The organism is Engelhardtia mirabilis, assembly GCF_007748095.1.
Taxonomy (GTDB): Bacteria; Planctomycetota; UBA1135; order UBA1135.
In genome coordinates, this window is the sequence record NZ_CP036287.1 from 137,961 (window position 1) to 154,106 (window position 16,146).

General features: G+C 69.3%; 10 protein-coding genes. All 10 read left to right on the forward strand.

The window, feature by feature from the left end; all coding sequences use genetic code 11:
* Positions 1 to 65 precede the first annotated feature (65 nt).
* The 10 genes from Pla133_RS00580 to Pla133_RS00625 all read left to right on the forward strand — a co-directional run bounded on the left by Pla133_RS00580 (position 66) and on the right by Pla133_RS00625 (position 15,870).
* On the forward strand, positions 66 to 1,517 hold the full coding sequence (locus tag Pla133_RS00580; protein WP_145061311.1) for an amidohydrolase family protein: 1,452 nt from the start codon (positions 66 to 68) through the stop codon (positions 1,515 to 1,517).
* Between the two features lie 2 nt (positions 1,518 to 1,519).
* Positions 1,520 to 4,471 (forward strand): amidohydrolase family protein, encoded by a 2,952-nt coding sequence (locus tag Pla133_RS00585; RefSeq protein ID WP_145061313.1) that lies wholly within the window; start codon positions 1,520 to 1,522, stop codon positions 4,469 to 4,471.
* A 1-nt stretch (position 4,472) separates the two neighbouring features.
* Positions 4,473 to 5,783: an amidohydrolase family protein gene (locus Pla133_RS00590; protein WP_145061315.1), complete on the forward strand. Its 1,311-nt coding sequence runs from the start codon at positions 4,473 to 4,475 to the stop codon at positions 5,781 to 5,783.
* 257 nt (positions 5,784 to 6,040) lie between these two features.
* Positions 6,041 to 7,330, forward strand: coding sequence for an amidohydrolase family protein (locus Pla133_RS00595; RefSeq protein ID WP_419191992.1), 1,290 nt, complete (start codon positions 6,041 to 6,043; stop codon positions 7,328 to 7,330).
* Complete coding sequence (locus Pla133_RS00600) at positions 7,330 to 8,670, forward strand: amidohydrolase family protein (protein WP_145061320.1); 1,341 nt, start codon at positions 7,330 to 7,332, stop codon at positions 8,668 to 8,670. The genes Pla133_RS00595 and Pla133_RS00600 overlap by 1 nt, the downstream gene beginning before the upstream one ends.
* Complete coding sequence (locus tag Pla133_RS00605; RefSeq protein WP_145061322.1) at positions 8,670 to 9,899, forward strand: amidohydrolase family protein; 1,230 nt, start codon at positions 8,670 to 8,672, stop codon at positions 9,897 to 9,899. The genes Pla133_RS00600 and Pla133_RS00605 overlap by 1 nt, the downstream gene beginning before the upstream one ends.
* Positions 9,900 to 9,953: 54 nt before the next feature.
* The gene (locus Pla133_RS00610) at positions 9,954 to 11,165 is read left to right on the forward strand and encodes an amidohydrolase family protein (RefSeq protein WP_145061324.1); all 1,212 of its coding nucleotides are present in this window, start codon (positions 9,954 to 9,956) and stop codon (positions 11,163 to 11,165) included.
* 5 nt (positions 11,166 to 11,170) lie between these two features.
* Complete coding sequence (locus tag Pla133_RS00615) at positions 11,171 to 12,682, forward strand: amidohydrolase family protein (RefSeq protein ID WP_145061325.1); 1,512 nt, start codon at positions 11,171 to 11,173, stop codon at positions 12,680 to 12,682.
* A gap of 136 nt (positions 12,683 to 12,818) precedes the next feature.
* On the forward strand, positions 12,819 to 13,883 hold the full coding sequence (locus Pla133_RS00620; RefSeq protein ID WP_145061327.1) for an anthranilate phosphoribosyltransferase: 1,065 nt from the start codon (positions 12,819 to 12,821) through the stop codon (positions 13,881 to 13,883).
* A gap of 19 nt (positions 13,884 to 13,902) precedes the next feature.
* Complete coding sequence (locus Pla133_RS00625) at positions 13,903 to 15,870, forward strand: carboxypeptidase-like regulatory domain-containing protein (protein WP_145061329.1); 1,968 nt, start codon at positions 13,903 to 13,905, stop codon at positions 15,868 to 15,870.
* Positions 15,871 to 16,146: the final 276 nt, after the last annotated feature.

Genomic DNA, 16,146 nt, shown 5'->3' on the forward strand with positions numbered 1-16,146 from the left:
TCCCGCTCTATTCCGACTCTGACGAGCGACCCCGTACAGCAAGCAATCCAACGGAGCCCTCACCGATGAACCATCGAACGAGCCGCCAAGCGGGAATCGGCAGCCGCCTCTTCACCGGCATCGCCTTCGCCGCCGTAGCCACCGCGCCCTTCGCCCAAGCCGACAAGCTGGTGATCGAAGCTGGCCGCATCATCCAGAACTCGGGAACCGAGATCGAAAACGGCGTGATCGTGGTCGAGGACGGCCGCATCGTCGCCATCGGTCCGGCCGCCGAGGTCGAGAAGCCCTGGGACGCGCCCGTGGTGGGCGGGCCCGAGCTGGTCGCCTTCCCGGGCTTCATCGAAGCCCACTCGAACCGCGGCATGGACCGCCCCAACGAGAACATCGACGTCGCGCCGTTCCTGGACGTGCGCGACTCGATCGACCCGATCAACCTCTACTTCGAGGACTGCCTGCGCTGGGGGGTCACGACGATCAACGTCCAGCAGGGCAACGACACGGTCGTCGCCGCCAAGGGACGCATCGTGCATCCGACCGGGATGACCGTGGAAGAGATGACCGTGCGCCCGAACTACGGGCTCAAGCTCTCCGCGGCGCCCAAGCGCGGCAACTCGCGCGCCACCCAGGCCCAGGCCCTGCGCGGCGCATTCGGCGACCTGCAGCGCTACCTCGAGGACGTCGTCGCCGACGCCCGTCAGGGCGGCGACCTGGCCCGCCGCGAGGCCCTCTACCAGGGTCGCGACATGGAAGGCGAGAAGGCCAAGGGCCGCGCCATGGGCGGCAGCACCTGGAAGGTCGACGGCCTCGAGCTGATCCCGCGCGGCGCAATCGACGAGCAGCAGGAGCCCCTCCTGGAGCTGGTCGAGGGCCGCTACGACGCCTTCGTCTGGTGCGGCAGCCCCCGCGACGTGCACCTCGCGATCGACATCGCGACCCAGAACGGTTTCCTCGATCGGACCACGCTGGTGCTCGACAGCTCGTGCTGGAAGGCCGCTGACGTGATCGCCGCCGCGGGCCTCGACGTGATCCTGCAGGGGTCGCAGATGGACACCGAGACCGACCCGGTCACCGGTGAGGAGACCGAGACCTTCGTTCCCGGTGTGTTCGCGGAGAAGGGCATCACCTTCGCCCTCTCGAGCGAGAACGCCAGCAGCAACTCCCTGTGGTTCCAGGCGGCCCGCGCCGTGGCCCACGGGCTCGACCGGGCCGCGGCGTTGGACGCCGTGACCACCACCCCGGCGGCCATCCTGGGCCTTGGCGACCAGGTTGGCAGTCTCGAGGTCGGCAAGCTGGCCGACATCCTGCTGCTCTCCGGCGACCCGCTCAGCTCGCAGTCGTGGGTCGAGCACGCCTTCATCGAAGGCAACCACGTCTACGACCGCAGCAAGGACGTCCGCAACAAGTACATCTTCGAGGGTCAACAGCCCCTCGGTGCCGGCTCCGCGTCGCCCCAGGGCGTCGAGAGCGTCGGTGTGGTGGAAGAGTCCAACGACGACGAAGACGCCGAAGAGAAGTGACGATGCATCCCCTGCTCCTGACCCTCGCTGCCGGCGCGCTCGCCGCCCCCGCGCCCGCGGGCGCTCCCGCCCTAGCCGTAGCCGGTGACACCCTCGTGATTCGCGCGGGGACGATCCTGACCGTCGACGCCGCGGGGACCACCCTCGAGAACGGCGCGATGCTCGTCTCCGATGGACGCATCGTCGCCATCGGTGCCGATCTCGTCGTACCGGTCGGGGCGCAGGTGATCGACTACGGACCCGATGCCGTGCTGGTGCCCGGCTTCGTGGCCGCCAGTAGCGATCTGGCCCAGGGCTCACCGGCCCCGCGGACCGCGGCGCCGGACCTCTCGGCGGTGGACGGTTTCGACTTCTACGCGACCAACGTCGACGGCTTGGCCGCGGGCGTGACCTCGGCCTACATCAATCCGGCGCGAGGCCGCTTGATCGCAGGTCACGGCGCGGTGGTGAGCTTGGGGGCGGGCGAGCCCCAGGCGCGCGTGCTCAACGCCGACGCCGCGATCCACGGCGCGATCAGCGAAGAGGCCCGCAGCACCCCCGGCTACTGGATGCCGCCGATCCCCGCCACGGTGGACGTGGGTCTGGGCGTTCCCGAGGAGCAGTTGCCGCGCACCACCATGGGAGCGGTGCTGGCGTTGCGAGAGCTTCTGGACGGCGTCGCAGCCGGTGAGGAACTCGCTGCCTACGGGCCGAAGACGATCGCCGACCTCAAGGGCCTGATGGACGCCGGCGCCCCCTGGCGCATGACCGCCATCACGGAGTCCGAGATTCGCGCCCTGCTCGCGGTCGCTCGCGAGCGCGGCCTGCGTCTGGTGATCCACGGCGCGCAGTACAGCGGCGACTTGGCCGAGGAGATTGCTGAGGCCGGCGCTTCCGTCGTGTACGAGGTGCCCTTCCGCGGCAACCGCGGCGCGAGCGATCGCGGCAAGGGCGACGACGACCGCTGGCCCGAGCTCGACGTGCCCGCCCGCCTCGCGGCGGCCGGCGTCCCGGTGGCGATCAGCCCGGCCTCGGGCTCGCCCCTGCGCGACCTGCACTTCGCAGCCGCCCTGGCCCTCAGCGGCGGACTCGGCAAGGACCTGGCCCTCGCCGGTGTGACCCGCATTCCGGCCGAGATCTACGGCGTCGGCGATCAGATCGGCAGCCTCGAGGTCGGCAAGCGCGCCGACTTCGTCGTGCTGAACGGCCAGCCCCTCGGGGGCAGCCCGGGCGTGCGTGCCACCTGGATCGGCGGCGAGCTGGCCTGGAAGCCCAAGTCGGGTTCGAGCAGCGGGTCCGCTGCCCGCTCGAGCACGACGGTCGTGTCCGTCGATGAGCTGTACTTGGGCGACGGCGAAGTCATCAGCCCCGGTGAACTGCTGATCCGCGGCGGCAAGATCGTCGAGGTCGGACGGCGCGTGGCCCGCCCCGGTGGCGCCACGGTCGTGCGCGGCGCCGCGGCGATGCCCGGGATCGTTGACGCCCTCGGGCACCTGGGTCTGGACGGCTCCCGCCGCATGCCGGCCACGGATTTCGACCTGACCCAGATCGTCGAGCCCGGCGATTCGGTCGATCGACGGGTCGCCCGTGCCGGCGTCACCACGGTCGTCCTGGACTTCCAGGGCAGCAACGGTTCTGGCGCGCCCATGCTCGCCTACCGTCCGGCCGCCGAGGACTTCGACAGCCTGATCGTCGAGACCCCCGCGGCCCTGCGCCTGAGCTGGACCGAATCCAACCGCGCGGACTCCGGTTCGAACGTGCGCAAGCTCCTCGAGAAGGCGGTCGAGTACCGCAACGACTGGCTCAAGTACGCCGCCGAGCTGGCGGAGTACGAGCCCGAAGTCGTCCCGCCGACCTTCACCCTGCCCGAGCCGGAAGTCGACGCCGACGACGACGGTGGGGACGAGGACAAGAAGGACGACGAGGACAAGAAAGAGAAGAAGAAGAAGCGCAAGGACAAGGCGCTCGATCCTGACGCCACCACCGGCATCTGGCTCGGCGGACTCACGCCGGCCGGGTCCGAAGAGGGTGCGGAGCCGGTTCGACTGCGGATGCAGCTGCGCCTCGACGGCGAGAGCGTCAGCGGCTTCCTGCGCTGCGCGGCCCTCTCGTCGCAGCTGGTCGAGGTCTCTGGCAACTTTGCGACCTCGAGCGAAGAGGATGAGCCCGAGCCCCACGAGCTGGAAGGCACGTTGACCTTGCACGGCAAGGGAGCCGACGGGCCCTTCACCCTGACGGCCAAGTACTCGGACATCCTCGAGGAGCCCGAAGAGGACGTCACGCTCGAGGGCACCGTGGCCTACGGCGGCGCCGACCACGCGATCGCGGTCACCCGCCAGTCGCGCGAGTACCCGGTGGCCAAGCGCCCCGAGCCCAGCGAAGATCCGAAGTCGCCGGAGACTCCGAAGGGCGCTCCGAAGGAGCCCCGCGTCGATACCAAGCTCGAGCCCCTGCGGAGGGCCATCGAGGGCCGGGTCGCGGTGCTGATCGAGGTCGATCGCGCCGACGAGATCATCGCCTGCGTGGACGCCTGCGCGGCCGCGGGGATTCGTCCGGTGCTGATTGGTGCGAGCGACGCGTTGCTGGTGGCCGACAAGGTCGCGAGCCGCGTGGCGGGCCTGTTGGTCTCCACGACGGTGACCTCCGGTGCGACTACCGAGGACGACGGTTACCGCGTCTCGAACCGCATGGCCGACCTGCAGGCGGCGGGCTACCGGGTGGCCTTCTACTCGAACGCCGAAGAGGGGGCCGCGGATCTGCCGCTGATGGCCGCCTACGCGGTGGCCGGTGGGATGAGCCCGACGGGAGCCCTGCGCGCCTTGACCTCCGATTCTGCCGCGATGATGGCCATCGACGACCAAGTCGGGTTGCTCGCGGCCGGCCGCAGCGCCGACGTGTTGCTGCTCGACGGTCCGCCGCTCGAGGCGGGCACGCGCGTGTTGCGGGTCTGGGTGGCCGGTGAGGAGGTTCGCTGATTTGCGAACCGCGTCCCTGATCCACGCGGGGCTCGCGGCGCTGGTCGCGGGCGGCGCTCTCTCGTCGCCGGCGGCGGCGTCGAGCGTGCCGCTCGCGGACCCGTCGTCGGACAACGTCGCGCTGCGCGCGGCGAAGATCCTGACCTGCGCCGAGGGCGACCTTCCGGCGGTGATCAACGACGGTCTGGTGCTGGTCGAGAACGGCGTCATCGTCGCCATCGGCCCCGCCGACTCGATCGAGGTACCCGAGGGCGTCGAGCTGATCGACGTCGGCGATCACTGGCTGATGCCGGGCATGATCGACCTGCACTGCCACGTTGCCGGTCGATCCCTGTTCGAGATCAACGATCTCAACGACGGCGTCTACCTGACCAATCCCGGCCTGCGGGCCTCGGCCGCGGTCGTACCGTTGGTCGACACCCTGGAGTTGGGCCTGGCGGGCGGCGTCACCTCGGTGCTCTACATCCCGGGCTCGGCCACCAACATCGGTGGCCAGGGTGTGCTGCTCAAAACCGGCTTCGACACCTTCGGGGAGATGCTGATCCGCAACCCGGGCTCGATGAAGCTGGCCCAGGCGGGCAACCCCGAGCGCTACACCTGGGGGGTCGGCCGCAGCTTCATGAACTGGAACACCCGCGACACCATCGAGCGCGGGATGGGTCGCGCCCGGGCGCGCGCCGCCGGCGCGACGGTCGAGACGATCGAGAAGGCCGACCCGCAGTTCGAGGTCTTCGACCACCTGCTGCGCAAGGAGATCCGCGTCTCCGCTCACACCCAGGTCTATCAGGTGGTCCTGATGACCGTGACCATGGTGCAGATGGAGCTGGGCGTCGACGTCTTCATCGACCACGGCACGATCGGCGCCTGGCAAGTGGCGCCCATCGCCGCAGCGGCGGGCGTTCCGGCGATCGTCGGACCGCGCGCGATCGATACCCCGCGTTTCCAGAGCGTGTTGCCGGCCGACGCGATCGGCATCCGCAGCGTGGCCGCGGGCTACCAGGCCCTCGGCCACCCGGAGGTCGGGTTCAACACCGACTCGCCCGTGGTGCCGCAGGAGGAACTCTCGATCCAGGCCACCATGGGCGCGCGCTACGGCTTCAAGGACGATGCGCTGCAGACCATCCGCGGCCTGACGATCGTGCCTGCGCGCGCCGCGCGCATCGCCGACCGGGTCGGGAGCCTCGAGGTCGGCAAAGACGCTGACATCCTCGTCATCACCGGACATCCGATCGACCCCCGCACCGCGGTGGACTCGGTCTGGATCGAGGGTCGACTGGTCTACGACGCCGAGCGCGACGGCCGCCGGTGGTAGCCGCGAATCTGGCGAACTGAGCAGTCAAGACGCTGCCCCAAGCGATCGAATCCATGAACTTCAATCGAGTCCTCGGCTCCACACTGCGCACCCTTGGGCTTCCCGCGGGACCGATGCTCGCGTGCGGCGCCATCGCTCCGCTCGCCCTGTCTTGCGTCGCTTCGGCGGGGGTCGTCCCGGTCGGGGTCGAGGTGAACCGGTCGGGCGCCTCGGATTCCGGCTCCGCTACTGCTGCGAGCGCGGATGGCGCGGCCGCCATGGGTGCTGCTCCCGCCGTCGCGCAGGCGCACCCGGGGCACGTGCCGCGGATGCAGTCCGTCGAGGGTGCCGTCGCGGGGGCGCCGGGCGGGCCCGGTCTGGCGATTCACGCGGCCAAGATCCTGACCTGCACCATGGAAGGCCCGGCGGTCTTCGACAACGCGGTGCTGACCGTCAAGGACGGCAAGATCGAGGCCGTCGGCGCGGCCCGTGACGTCACGATCCCCGGGGGCTACGAGGACCTCGACCTGGGTGATCGCTGGCTGATGCCGGGGATGATCGATCTGCACTGCCACATCGGCGGCACCTTCGACATCAACGACGGCATCTTCCTGGCCAACCCCGGTCTGCGGGCGTCGACCGCGGTGCGGCCGTACAACTCGATGCTGCAGATGGCCGTGCGCTCGGGCGTGACGACCGTGCTGTTCATCCCCGGCTCGGGTACCAACGTCGGCGGTCAGGGCGTGCTGCTCAAGACCGGGCACGAGCACTACGACGACGCCGAGGTGCGCAACCCCGGCAGTCTGAAGGTCGCCCAATGGGGCAACCCGGAGCGCTGGCTCTTCGGTCCCGGCAAGACGTTCGAGAACTACACGATCCGCAACATTTTCACCCGCGGTCGGGCCTACGCGAAGCTGTGGAGCGACCACGACGGGAACGGAGGCCCGGCGCCCCAGGTCGACCCGCAACTCGAGATCTTCCGGCACCTCTTCGCAGGCGACGCCCAGGTCTCGGTCCACACGCAGATCTACCAGGTCGTGGTCGCGACGATCATGATCATCAAGGGCGAGATGGACGTCGATGTGTACATCGACCACGGCACCTTCGACGGCTATCTGGCGGCGCCCCTGGCGGCGAAGATGGGCGTCAACGCCATCCTCGGCCCGCGCAACGTGGACGCCCCGAACCGCGGGATCATGAACTGGGTCGGCGCCAACCCCGAGCGCATCCAGGGCGTGGCGGCTGGCTACCAGGAGCGCGGCCACCCGATGATCGGTTTCAACACCGACTCGCCGGTGATTCCGCAGGAAGAGCTCTTCCTCCAGGCTTCGATGGCGGTGCGCCACGGCTTCAAGGACGACCTGATGCAGACCGTGCGCGGTTTGACGATCGTTCCAGCCGTTACCGCCGGGATCGACGATCGGGTCGGTTGTCTCGCGGTAGGGCGCGATGCCGACATCGTGGTGCTCGGCGGCCACCCGGCCGACCCGCGCACGCAGATCGAGCGCGTGTTCATCGACGGGGTCAACATCTACGAGCGCGATCAGGAGCATCAGGTCGTCTGGTGATGTCCGCCCGGCCGCAGCCCAACTCCCGCGCTGGTCGCGGGTTCCACGCGCTGATCGCGCGCGGCACCGTCAGGCTGGCGGCGGCCTGCGTCGTGTTCGGGGCGTCGGCAAGTGGGGCCGCGATCGATGGTGCCCGTCCGGTTGATCCGCCGCCTGCCATGGCGTTGCGCGCCGCGAAGATCCTGACCTGCGCGGCCGATGGCGAGGGGCAGGTCCTCGATCACAACTGGGTGCTGGTGCGCGACGGCAAGATCGAGGGCTTCCTCGACGCCCGCACGGACGAACCGGGACCCGAGTACGCGCGAGTGGACCTGGGCGACCGCTGGCTGATGCCGGGGATGGTCGACCTCCACAGCCACGTGGGCGGCAGCTTCGACATCAACGGGGCCGTCTACCAGGCGAACCCGGGTCTGCGCGTGTGGACCTCGGTGGTCCCCGGCAACCGCACGATGCGGGTGGGCCTGGCCTCCGGAGTGACCACGGTGCTGTTCATCCCCGGATCGGCGACCACGGTCGGGGGGCAGGGCGTGCTGATCAAGACCGGCTTCGACGGATGGGAGCGCACCCTCGTGCGCCAGCCCGGTTCGCTCAAGGTGGCTCAAGCCGACAACCCCAAGCGCTGGGGCTACGGCATGGAGCGGAGCATGCTGAACTGGCAGATCCGCGACGTGATGCGGCGCGGAGCAGCCTACGGCGAGCGCTGGGAGGCCTACGAGCGCGGCGAAGGCGAGCAGCCGCCGATCGACATCCAGTTCGAGATCTTCCGGCCCCTGGTCGCTGGCGAGGCGCAGATCTCGACCCACACCCAGGTGGCCCAGGTGGTCGCCGCCAGCGTGCGGATCATGGTCGAGGAGTTCGGCCTGCCGATGTTCATTGACCACGGGACGATGGACGGCTTTCGCGTGGCCGACTACGTCATCGAGCAGGGCGTGCCGGCGATTCTCGGCCCGCGCAACTTCAGCTCACAGGTCAAGGGCCGTGGGATCGACCACGACGGCAAGATCGAGGGCGTGGCCGCCAACTACCAGGCCTCCGGTCACCCCCAGATCGGGTTCAACACCGATGCGCCGGTGATTCCCCAGGAGGAACTGTCCCTCCAGGCAGGGATCGCGGTGCGCTTCGGGTTCGAGGACGACGCTCTGCAGACCGTCCGCGGGCTCACGATCGTGCCGGCCATCACGGCCGGGATCGACGACCGAGTCGGCAGTCTGGAGATCGGCAAGGACGCGGACATCGTGGCGCTCAGCGGTCACCCGGGTGACCCGCGCACAGCGGTGGATCGGGTCTGGCTGGAAGGCGAGTTGGTCTACGAGGCGAGCGCGGGGAGGCGGCTGTTCTGATGTCGTTCCTCGGTTGCACACACCTCGCGGTCGCGGCGTTCACGGGCTTGGTCGCGTTGGCGCCCGCGGCCCGTGCGGGGCAGCAGGGGGCTGACGGCGAGGTCCTCGCCCTGCGCTTCGATCGGGTCGTCACCTGCGATGCCAAGGACACGGTCTACGACCCCGGCATGATCCTGGTGCAGGGCGGCAAGCTGACCTACGTCGGCCCGCCGATCGACGCACCCGAGGGCACCGAGCTGGTCGAGCTCGAGGGCTGGGCCATCCCGGGCATGGTCGATCTGCACAGCCACGTGGTGACCGACGGCTGGGGCGGCATCAACGACATGGTCCTGCCGGCCAACCCGGACCTGTCGTCCGCGCCCACGATCAAGCCTTCGAACCAGCAGCTGCGCCTGGCCTGCGCGTCGGGCGTCACGACCCAGTTCCTGATCCCCGGCAGCGGCACGTCCATCGGCGGCTTCGGCGTCCTGTTCAAGTCGAAGACCCAGGCCACCTACGCGGAGTGCGTGCTCGCCGATCCGGGGGGCATGAAGGTCGCCCAGGCCTACAACCCCGAGCGCGGCGGCGGCGACGTCGGCCGCACTCGGGCTGGCCTGTACTGGATCCTGTCCCGCGTCAATCGCGAGGCGATCGCCTCCCGCGAGCACGGCTTGGACGTCTTCCACCTGCGCAACCTGGCCAAGGTGCACGCGAAGGAGCTGCCGGTGCTGATCCACACGGCCGGCTCCGACGGCGTGACTGCCACCGTGCGGATGTGGCGCGACGAGTTTCCCACCATGTCGGTGCTCAGCCACGGCAGCTTCGACGGTTGGACCACCGCGCCCTACGTGGCGCGCATGGGCATGCCCGTGAACCACGGCCCCCGCACCTTCGACACCTACGCCCGGGACGGCCGCATCGTCGGCTCCTCGCGGGAGTACGTCGAGGCGGGCGTGCCGCTCTTCTCCCTCAACACCGACGCGCCGGTGATTCCGGCGCACGAGCTCTTCCTGCAGGGCTCCATGTCCGCGCGCCAGGGCCTCGACTCGCGTCTGATGCTGCGCGCTCTCACCATCCACCCCGCGGAGTCCTTCGGGATCGGCGATCGGGTCGGGAGCCTCGAGGTCGGCAAGGACGCCGACATCGTGGTCTTCGACGGCGATCCGATCGATCCCCGTTCTCACGTGGAACACGTCTGGATCGACGGCGAGCTGCAGTACCGGCCCTCCGTCCACGGTCAGTGGTTCTAGCGCCCCCGCGCGCGCGCACCACGAAGGACCGCTGACCCTCTCCTACCCGCAACCATGATCCTCAGCACCGTCACCATCGGCTCACTGGCGTGGCTCGCCCCGCCCGCCGCGGAACCTGTCCCGGACCTCTTGGCTCTGCGCGTCGGTCGCGCCGAGACCATCAGTCAGGGCACGATCGAGAATGCCGTCATCCTGATCGATGGCGGTCAGATCGTGATCGTCGGCGAGGACCTGCCGATCGAGCGCGGGATTCCGATCATCGACCTACCCGACGCCGTGGTCATGCCGGGCTTCGTCAACTGTCGCTCGCGCCTGGGTCTCGACAGCCGCGCCGGGACGGTCAGCGACCCGGAAGTACGCGTGTCGGACGAGATCTACCCGCGCACCTCGGACTGGACCGACGTACTCGAGTACGGAGTCACGACCATCGGTCTGTACCCGCCCGGTCGCGGTATTGCGGGGCTCGCCGCCGCGATTCGACCCAAGGGTGACAGTGTCGATGAGCTGCTGCTCGCCGACGACTGCTATCTCACCATGTACATCGGAGCCGACCGCTCGGCCAAGAAGCTCGTGCGCGACGCGTTCGAGGAGGTCGACAAGTACATGGAGAAGGTCGAGAAGGCCCGCGAGAAGTGGCAGAAGGACCAGGACAAGAAGAAGAAGGACGACGAGAAGGAGGCTTTCGAGCCGCCCGTCCCGGAGCCCGAGGTCCTGCCCATGCTGAAGCTGCGGACCCAGGAGCTGCGCGCACAGTTTTCGATCTCGAAGGCCGCCGACTACCTGCACCTCTTGGACGTGCTCGAGTCGGAGGCTGACGTCCTCTACGACATCCAGATCGATCTGCGCGACGACCTCGATCTCTTCTACATCTCGGACCAGCTCGGCGAAGCCCACACGCGCGTCATCTGCGACCCCGAGATCATCGACCATCCCGGGACTCGACGGGCGCGCAACCTGCCCGCCGAGCTGCACGCCGCGGGGGCCAAGGTCGCCTTCATCCCGCGCAGCGACAGCGTCACCGGCAACCGGGACTGGCTCGAGGACGTGGCGCACATGGTCGCCTACGGCCTGGACCGTCAAGTGGCCCTGCGCGCCATGACGCTCGAGCCGGCCGAGGCGCTCAACGTGGGCGCGCTCGTCGGCAGCATCGAGGCCGGCAAGGCCGCCAATCTCCTGATCTTCGACGGGGACCCCTTCGAGGCCCAGACCGAACTGACCGCCGTGATGCTCGAGGGCGAGATCGTCCACGGGGAGCTCGACCAGTGAAAGCGATGAAGATTCTGCCCACGTTCCTGCTCGCCCCTGCCGCACTGGCGCTGGGTGGCATCTGCTCCGCCCTGACCCCCGGCTTCGCGCCCACTGGCTTCCTCGACGACGACGAGGAGGACGAGGCCGCCGTCGCTGAAGAGGTCGAGGAGGAGGAGGGGCCCCATTGGTTGCTGCTCGAGGGCGGCGACATCTTCACGGGGACCGGCGCGGTCTTGCGCGGCGCGGACCTGCTGTCGAAGGACGGCATCATCGAGGAGATCGGCTACGACTTCTGGGTGCCCGAGGATGCCGAGAGAATCGACTGCAGTGGCCTGCGGCTGTACCCGGGCATGGTGGCCCTTTCGGCCACTTCGCGGGTGACGCAGGGCTCCTTCGCGCCGGCCGGAGAGGTGGAGCAGCCGGGCTACGACCCGTCGCTCGACGTTCCCGCCGAGGACGGCGTCGACATCTGGGACTTCGACGCGATCGATGCCGCTGCCGCCATGACCGAGGCGGAGTCGCGCATCGCCGAGGCCTACGACCCCTTCAGCACCTACTTGATCCTGACTCTCGCCGCTGGCATCACGACGGTCGAGCAGTCGAACGCGGCCGTCAAGCTGCGCCGCTACGAGATCAAGGACGTGGTCATGCGCGAGGGCTTCCTGATCTCGCTCAGCTATTCGACCGCGGACTCGAGGCGCCGCACCCGCGCCGACTTCGCCCTGGCGTCGACCTACCTGCGCGACTTCCGCGCCTGGGAGGAGGGCGGCAAGGATGGGGACGAGCCGAGCAAGAAGGGCGTCAACTCCAGCGTCCTGAAGATCCTGATGGGTGACGGCCGTGCGAAGTTCAACGCGGACGACCGCGACGAACTGCTGGCCATCGCGCGCTTGGCCCAGGAGTTCGGCTTCCGGCCGGTGATCGAAGGTTGTCGCGAGGGTTGGGTCGTGGCGGACGAGCTCGGTCGGGCCGGCGCGACGGCGATCGTCTCGCCGCGCGATCGTCGCTGGAAGGACGAGCTTCAGGTTGCGGACGGCGGCTCGAGTATCGAGAACGCCGCCATCCTCCATGCCGCCGGTGTGCAGGTCGCGGTCGAGCCGCTCTCCGGCTCGATCGACCTCGGTGGGATCGCGGGTCGAGATCTGCTGCACCTGAACATCGACGCCGGCTTTGCGATCCGCGGTGGGCTGTCGGAGCAGGCCGGGCTCGAGGCCGTTACGATCGTCCCCGCCCGCGTCATGGGCGTCGACCATCGGGTCGGCTCGCTCGAGGTCGGCAAGGATGCCGACGTGCTCGTCACCGACGGCGATCTGCTGCACTACGAGACGTTCGTCCAGTACGCGGTCGTCGGAGGCAAGCTCGCCTACGAGAAGTCCGAAGAGCTCTTCTACGCCCACATCCGACCGCTCCCCGAGCGCGAGGTGGTCGAGGCCTCCCAGGAGGGGGACGTCGAGGTGGAGGACGCCGACGACGAGGGCGACGATGAGGACGGGGATGACGACGGAGACGAGGACGAGGACGAGGACGAGGACTGAGCCAGTTGGCGGCAGCCCCGCCGGCGCGGCGTCTGGGACCACAATCCCGGGCGCCGCGCGCCATTCGGGCGCCTCTGCGGGCCGCCGTGGCCGGGGACGCACCTCGAGCTGATATGCTCGGCGGCCTCCCCCGCCCATGATCCTGCGTGAACTCCTGCGAGTCCTCGGCACCAACCGTCGGGACGGACGCAACCTGTCCGAGGCGGAGGCCTACCGCGCCTTCGCCACAATCCTCGATGGCGTCGAGAGCGAGGTGCGCGTCGGGGCCTTCCTGATCGCCCTGCGGATGAAGGGCGTGACCGTGGAAGAACTCGTCGGCTTCGCCCGCGCCGCTCGAGATCGGGCGACCCTACCCTGCCACGGAATGGAGAATCTCGTGGCGGTCTGTCCGCCCCACGAGGGCTACGAGCGCTCGATTCCGCTCGAGGTCGCCGCCGGGTTGATCGCCGCCGCGGCTGGCGCGCGGGTGCTGCTCGTCACCGACCGCTGCGTCCCGCCCCGCCGTGGGCTGACGGCCGCGAGCGTGCTCGAGCACCTGGGCTGTGGGCTGACCTGGGATCCGCGCGAGGTGGAGTCCTGGGTGGCCAAGACCCGCTTCGGTGCCATCGCTGCCACGGGGATGCTGCCCGCGATGCTGGCCCTGCGCTCGATCCGCGACGACATCGGCGTGCGCACACCGCTCTCCACGATCGAGAAGTTGCTGGCGCCCTCGACGGCGGCGATCGTGCTCGGCGCCCAGGCCGGCCCGGTCCTCGGCACTGCGGTCGAAGTCATGCAGAGCCTCGGCCACCCGGCCGGCATGACCATCCAGGGCGTCGAGGGCGGTGTGGTGCCCACGGTCAAGCGGCGTTCGCGCGGCATCCACCTGGACGGCAACCACCAGGTGCCGATGACGATCGACCCGGGCGACTTCGGCTTCAGCGATTCCGACGACCCCGAGCTGCCAATGTTCGGGCCGCCCGAGGTGGGGCAGGGCGTGGCCGACAACCCGCAGCTCGTGCGCGCCGCCGGCGAAGCGACCCTCGCCGTGCTCGCCGGCCAACTCGGCACCCCGCGCAACGCCGCGCTGATGTGCGCGGCGATCCTGCTCCGCACGGCCGGAGTGTCGATGACGTTCGCCGACGGCGTGGACCGGGCCTCGGCAGCGCTCGACTCGGGTGGCGCTAGCGCGGTGCTCGAGCGCCTGCGTTCGCTAGTCTGAAACTGAAAGGGGTGGGGACGTGGGAAAGTGGCTCGTAGGCCTGGCAGGGCTCGCGCTGTTGGTCGTCGTCGGTTGGCTCCTGTTCTCGGACTCGGACCACGCCCTCGATGCAGCCCTGGACCAACGCGTCGAGACCGCGGACGCGCAAGCCGCGCAGACCGTTCGAGCCGCGCAATCGCCTGCCGGCGAGGATCGTCGCATCGAGGCGATCGAGGCCCAGCCGCTGCCCGGTGACGTGGCGGGGCCCGCCTCCGGCGAACCGGCGGGAGAGGGCGTCTCGGTGCTCGTCGTCGACGTCCGCGGACATCCCGTTCCCGAGGTCCCGGTCGACATGCACGGGCTCGGCGAGTTCGCTGCGTCCGACGTGGACGGTCTCGTGATCTTCGCGGGAGCGCCCTTGGACGCGCGACCGGAAGTCGGCCCCGGTTGGGCCCTGCTCGGTTGGGGAGTACCAGTCGCCGTCCCCGATGCCGACACCATGCTGGTGGTCTCGTCGCGCGTCGACTTGTCCGGTCGGGTTCTCGACACCCAAGGCGCGCCGATCGCCGACGCGAAGGTCGAGTTGAACAGCTATCGGGCCCTGCGGGCCCTGCCCTTCGTGATCGATCAGCTGCACCTGGAGCAGGTCTTCGAGAGCGCGGTGACGGCCAGCGACGGCAGCTTCCGCCTCGACCAGGTCCCTGGCTCGTCGAGCCTCCAGCTGGTCGCCAAGGCGGCTGGTTTCGTCACGCGGCAGCTCCCTTGCCCCGAGCGTGACTCCTTCGACCTGCGGATCGAACTCGCGTCGACAGCGCCACCCGTCCAGCGCGACGATCGGCCTGCGGTCAAGGTCACTGGCACCGTCGTGAACAGCGCAGGCGAGCCGGTCTCCGATGCGGCCGTTTGCTGGTGGGGCATGGGCTTCGGCGCCGCCCCACGAACGGGTGAGCTAGGCGACTTCGCGCTCGAACTCACCGGGCCTCCCGAGCCCGACGCGCTGTTGGCGGCCAGGGCCGAGGGACTCGGTCTGGTCGTCGAGCCCCAAGCAGCCGCGCTGATCCTCGAGTCCTGGCCGGAGGCACCAGCGCCGTTCCTGCTGCGGTTCCCGGCGGAGCCCCTGGCGATCCGTGGTCGGTTGACCAGCTCGGAGGGCGAGCCGACCTCAGGATGGACCGTGAAGCTGCTCGGCGGAACCGTCGTGACCCCCGGCTTCCTCTCGTCGGATTCGGCGCTCGAAGGTGAGGTCAGCGCCACCACTGACGATCAGGGGCGCTTCGCCCTGGTCGGCCTCGACCAACGACCCTACGACCTCGTGGCCTTCGAGAACTCCAGTGGCGCCGTCGATCGGCTCGAGAACGTAGAGCCCAGCTCGCGCGAGCTCGAGTGGATCCTGCCCGAGGGCGCCAACCTCGCCGACCTGCATGGAGTCGTCGTCACGACCGACGGCGCGCCCCTCGAGGGAGCGACGATCACAGTGAACTCGGTGACGACTTGGATCCAGACCGGCGGAAGTTCCATGGCGAGCTTCTTCGAGGCGGGCTCCTCCACGACCGACGCACAGGGCCGCTTCACCCTGGAGCAGGTTCCCCAGCAATTCGCAAAGCTCGGCGTCGTCGCTCCCGTGGGCACTCGCGTCGAGCCGCCGCAGCTCGACCTGGACGAGGTCGACTTCTCCGAAGAGCTGCGAATCGAAGTGCCGTTCCTGCGGCCCGTGGCGATCGAGGTCACCGATGGAAGCGGAGCGGATGTCGGCGGTCGAGTGCTCATGATCGAGGTGCACGACTCCTGGGGCGAGGCGCTGCAACTGCGAACATTCACGGCCAACGGCTCCTCCGGCATGACCAGGATGAGCTGGGCCGGGCGCAGCTACAGCCACGTGTGGACCTCCGAGCTGGCCGTCGAAGTCGTGCTCCTGGAGTTGATCGACGGCGCGTTCGAGGAGGTCGACCGTTCGCCGGTCGTCTTTGGTTCCGACGGCATGGCCAAGGTGCTGCTGACGGCTCCGTGACCGATCGGGGTCGCTAGTGTCCTGGATCAGGAATTCGGCGTCACTTCCCGGGCTCCCATTGCCGCTGGCGTCGCCAGCGCCTCCTCCGAGTATCGCAGCGGATACGCGTCGTCGGCGCGCCTAGCCAGCATCGATCGGACCTCCGGGAAGTGACGCCGATTTCCTGATCCAGGACACTAGCCCGGTTCCATGGCTCGCAGCACGCCGACGGCAGGTCCCGGGGATGCTCCCGAGGAACGGAGGTCGTCGGCCGCCGCGGTGGACGGGGGAGGATCC

Excerpts from the sequence above, each read along its gene's own strand:
- Pla133_RS00580 (WP_145061311.1), top strand. The coding sequence starts at position 66 with ATGAACCATCGAACGAGCCGCCAAGCGGGAATCGGCAGCCGCCTCTTC.
- Pla133_RS00585 (WP_145061313.1), top strand. The coding sequence starts at position 1,520 with ATGCATCCCCTGCTCCTGACCCTCGCTGCCGGCGCGCTCGCCGCCCCC.
- Pla133_RS00595 (WP_419191992.1), top strand. The coding sequence starts at position 6,041 with ATGGGTGCTGCTCCCGCCGTCGCGCAGGCGCACCCGGGGCACGTGCCG.
- Pla133_RS00600 (WP_145061320.1), top strand. The coding sequence starts at position 7,330 with ATGTCCGCCCGGCCGCAGCCCAACTCCCGCGCTGGTCGCGGGTTCCAC.
- Pla133_RS00605 (WP_145061322.1), top strand. The coding sequence starts at position 8,670 with ATGTCGTTCCTCGGTTGCACACACCTCGCGGTCGCGGCGTTCACGGGC.
- Pla133_RS00610 (WP_145061324.1), top strand. The coding sequence starts at position 9,954 with ATGATCCTCAGCACCGTCACCATCGGCTCACTGGCGTGGCTCGCCCCG.
- Pla133_RS00615 (WP_145061325.1), top strand. The coding sequence starts at position 11,171 with ATGAAGATTCTGCCCACGTTCCTGCTCGCCCCTGCCGCACTGGCGCTG.
- Pla133_RS00620 (WP_145061327.1), top strand. The coding sequence starts at position 12,819 with ATGATCCTGCGTGAACTCCTGCGAGTCCTCGGCACCAACCGTCGGGAC.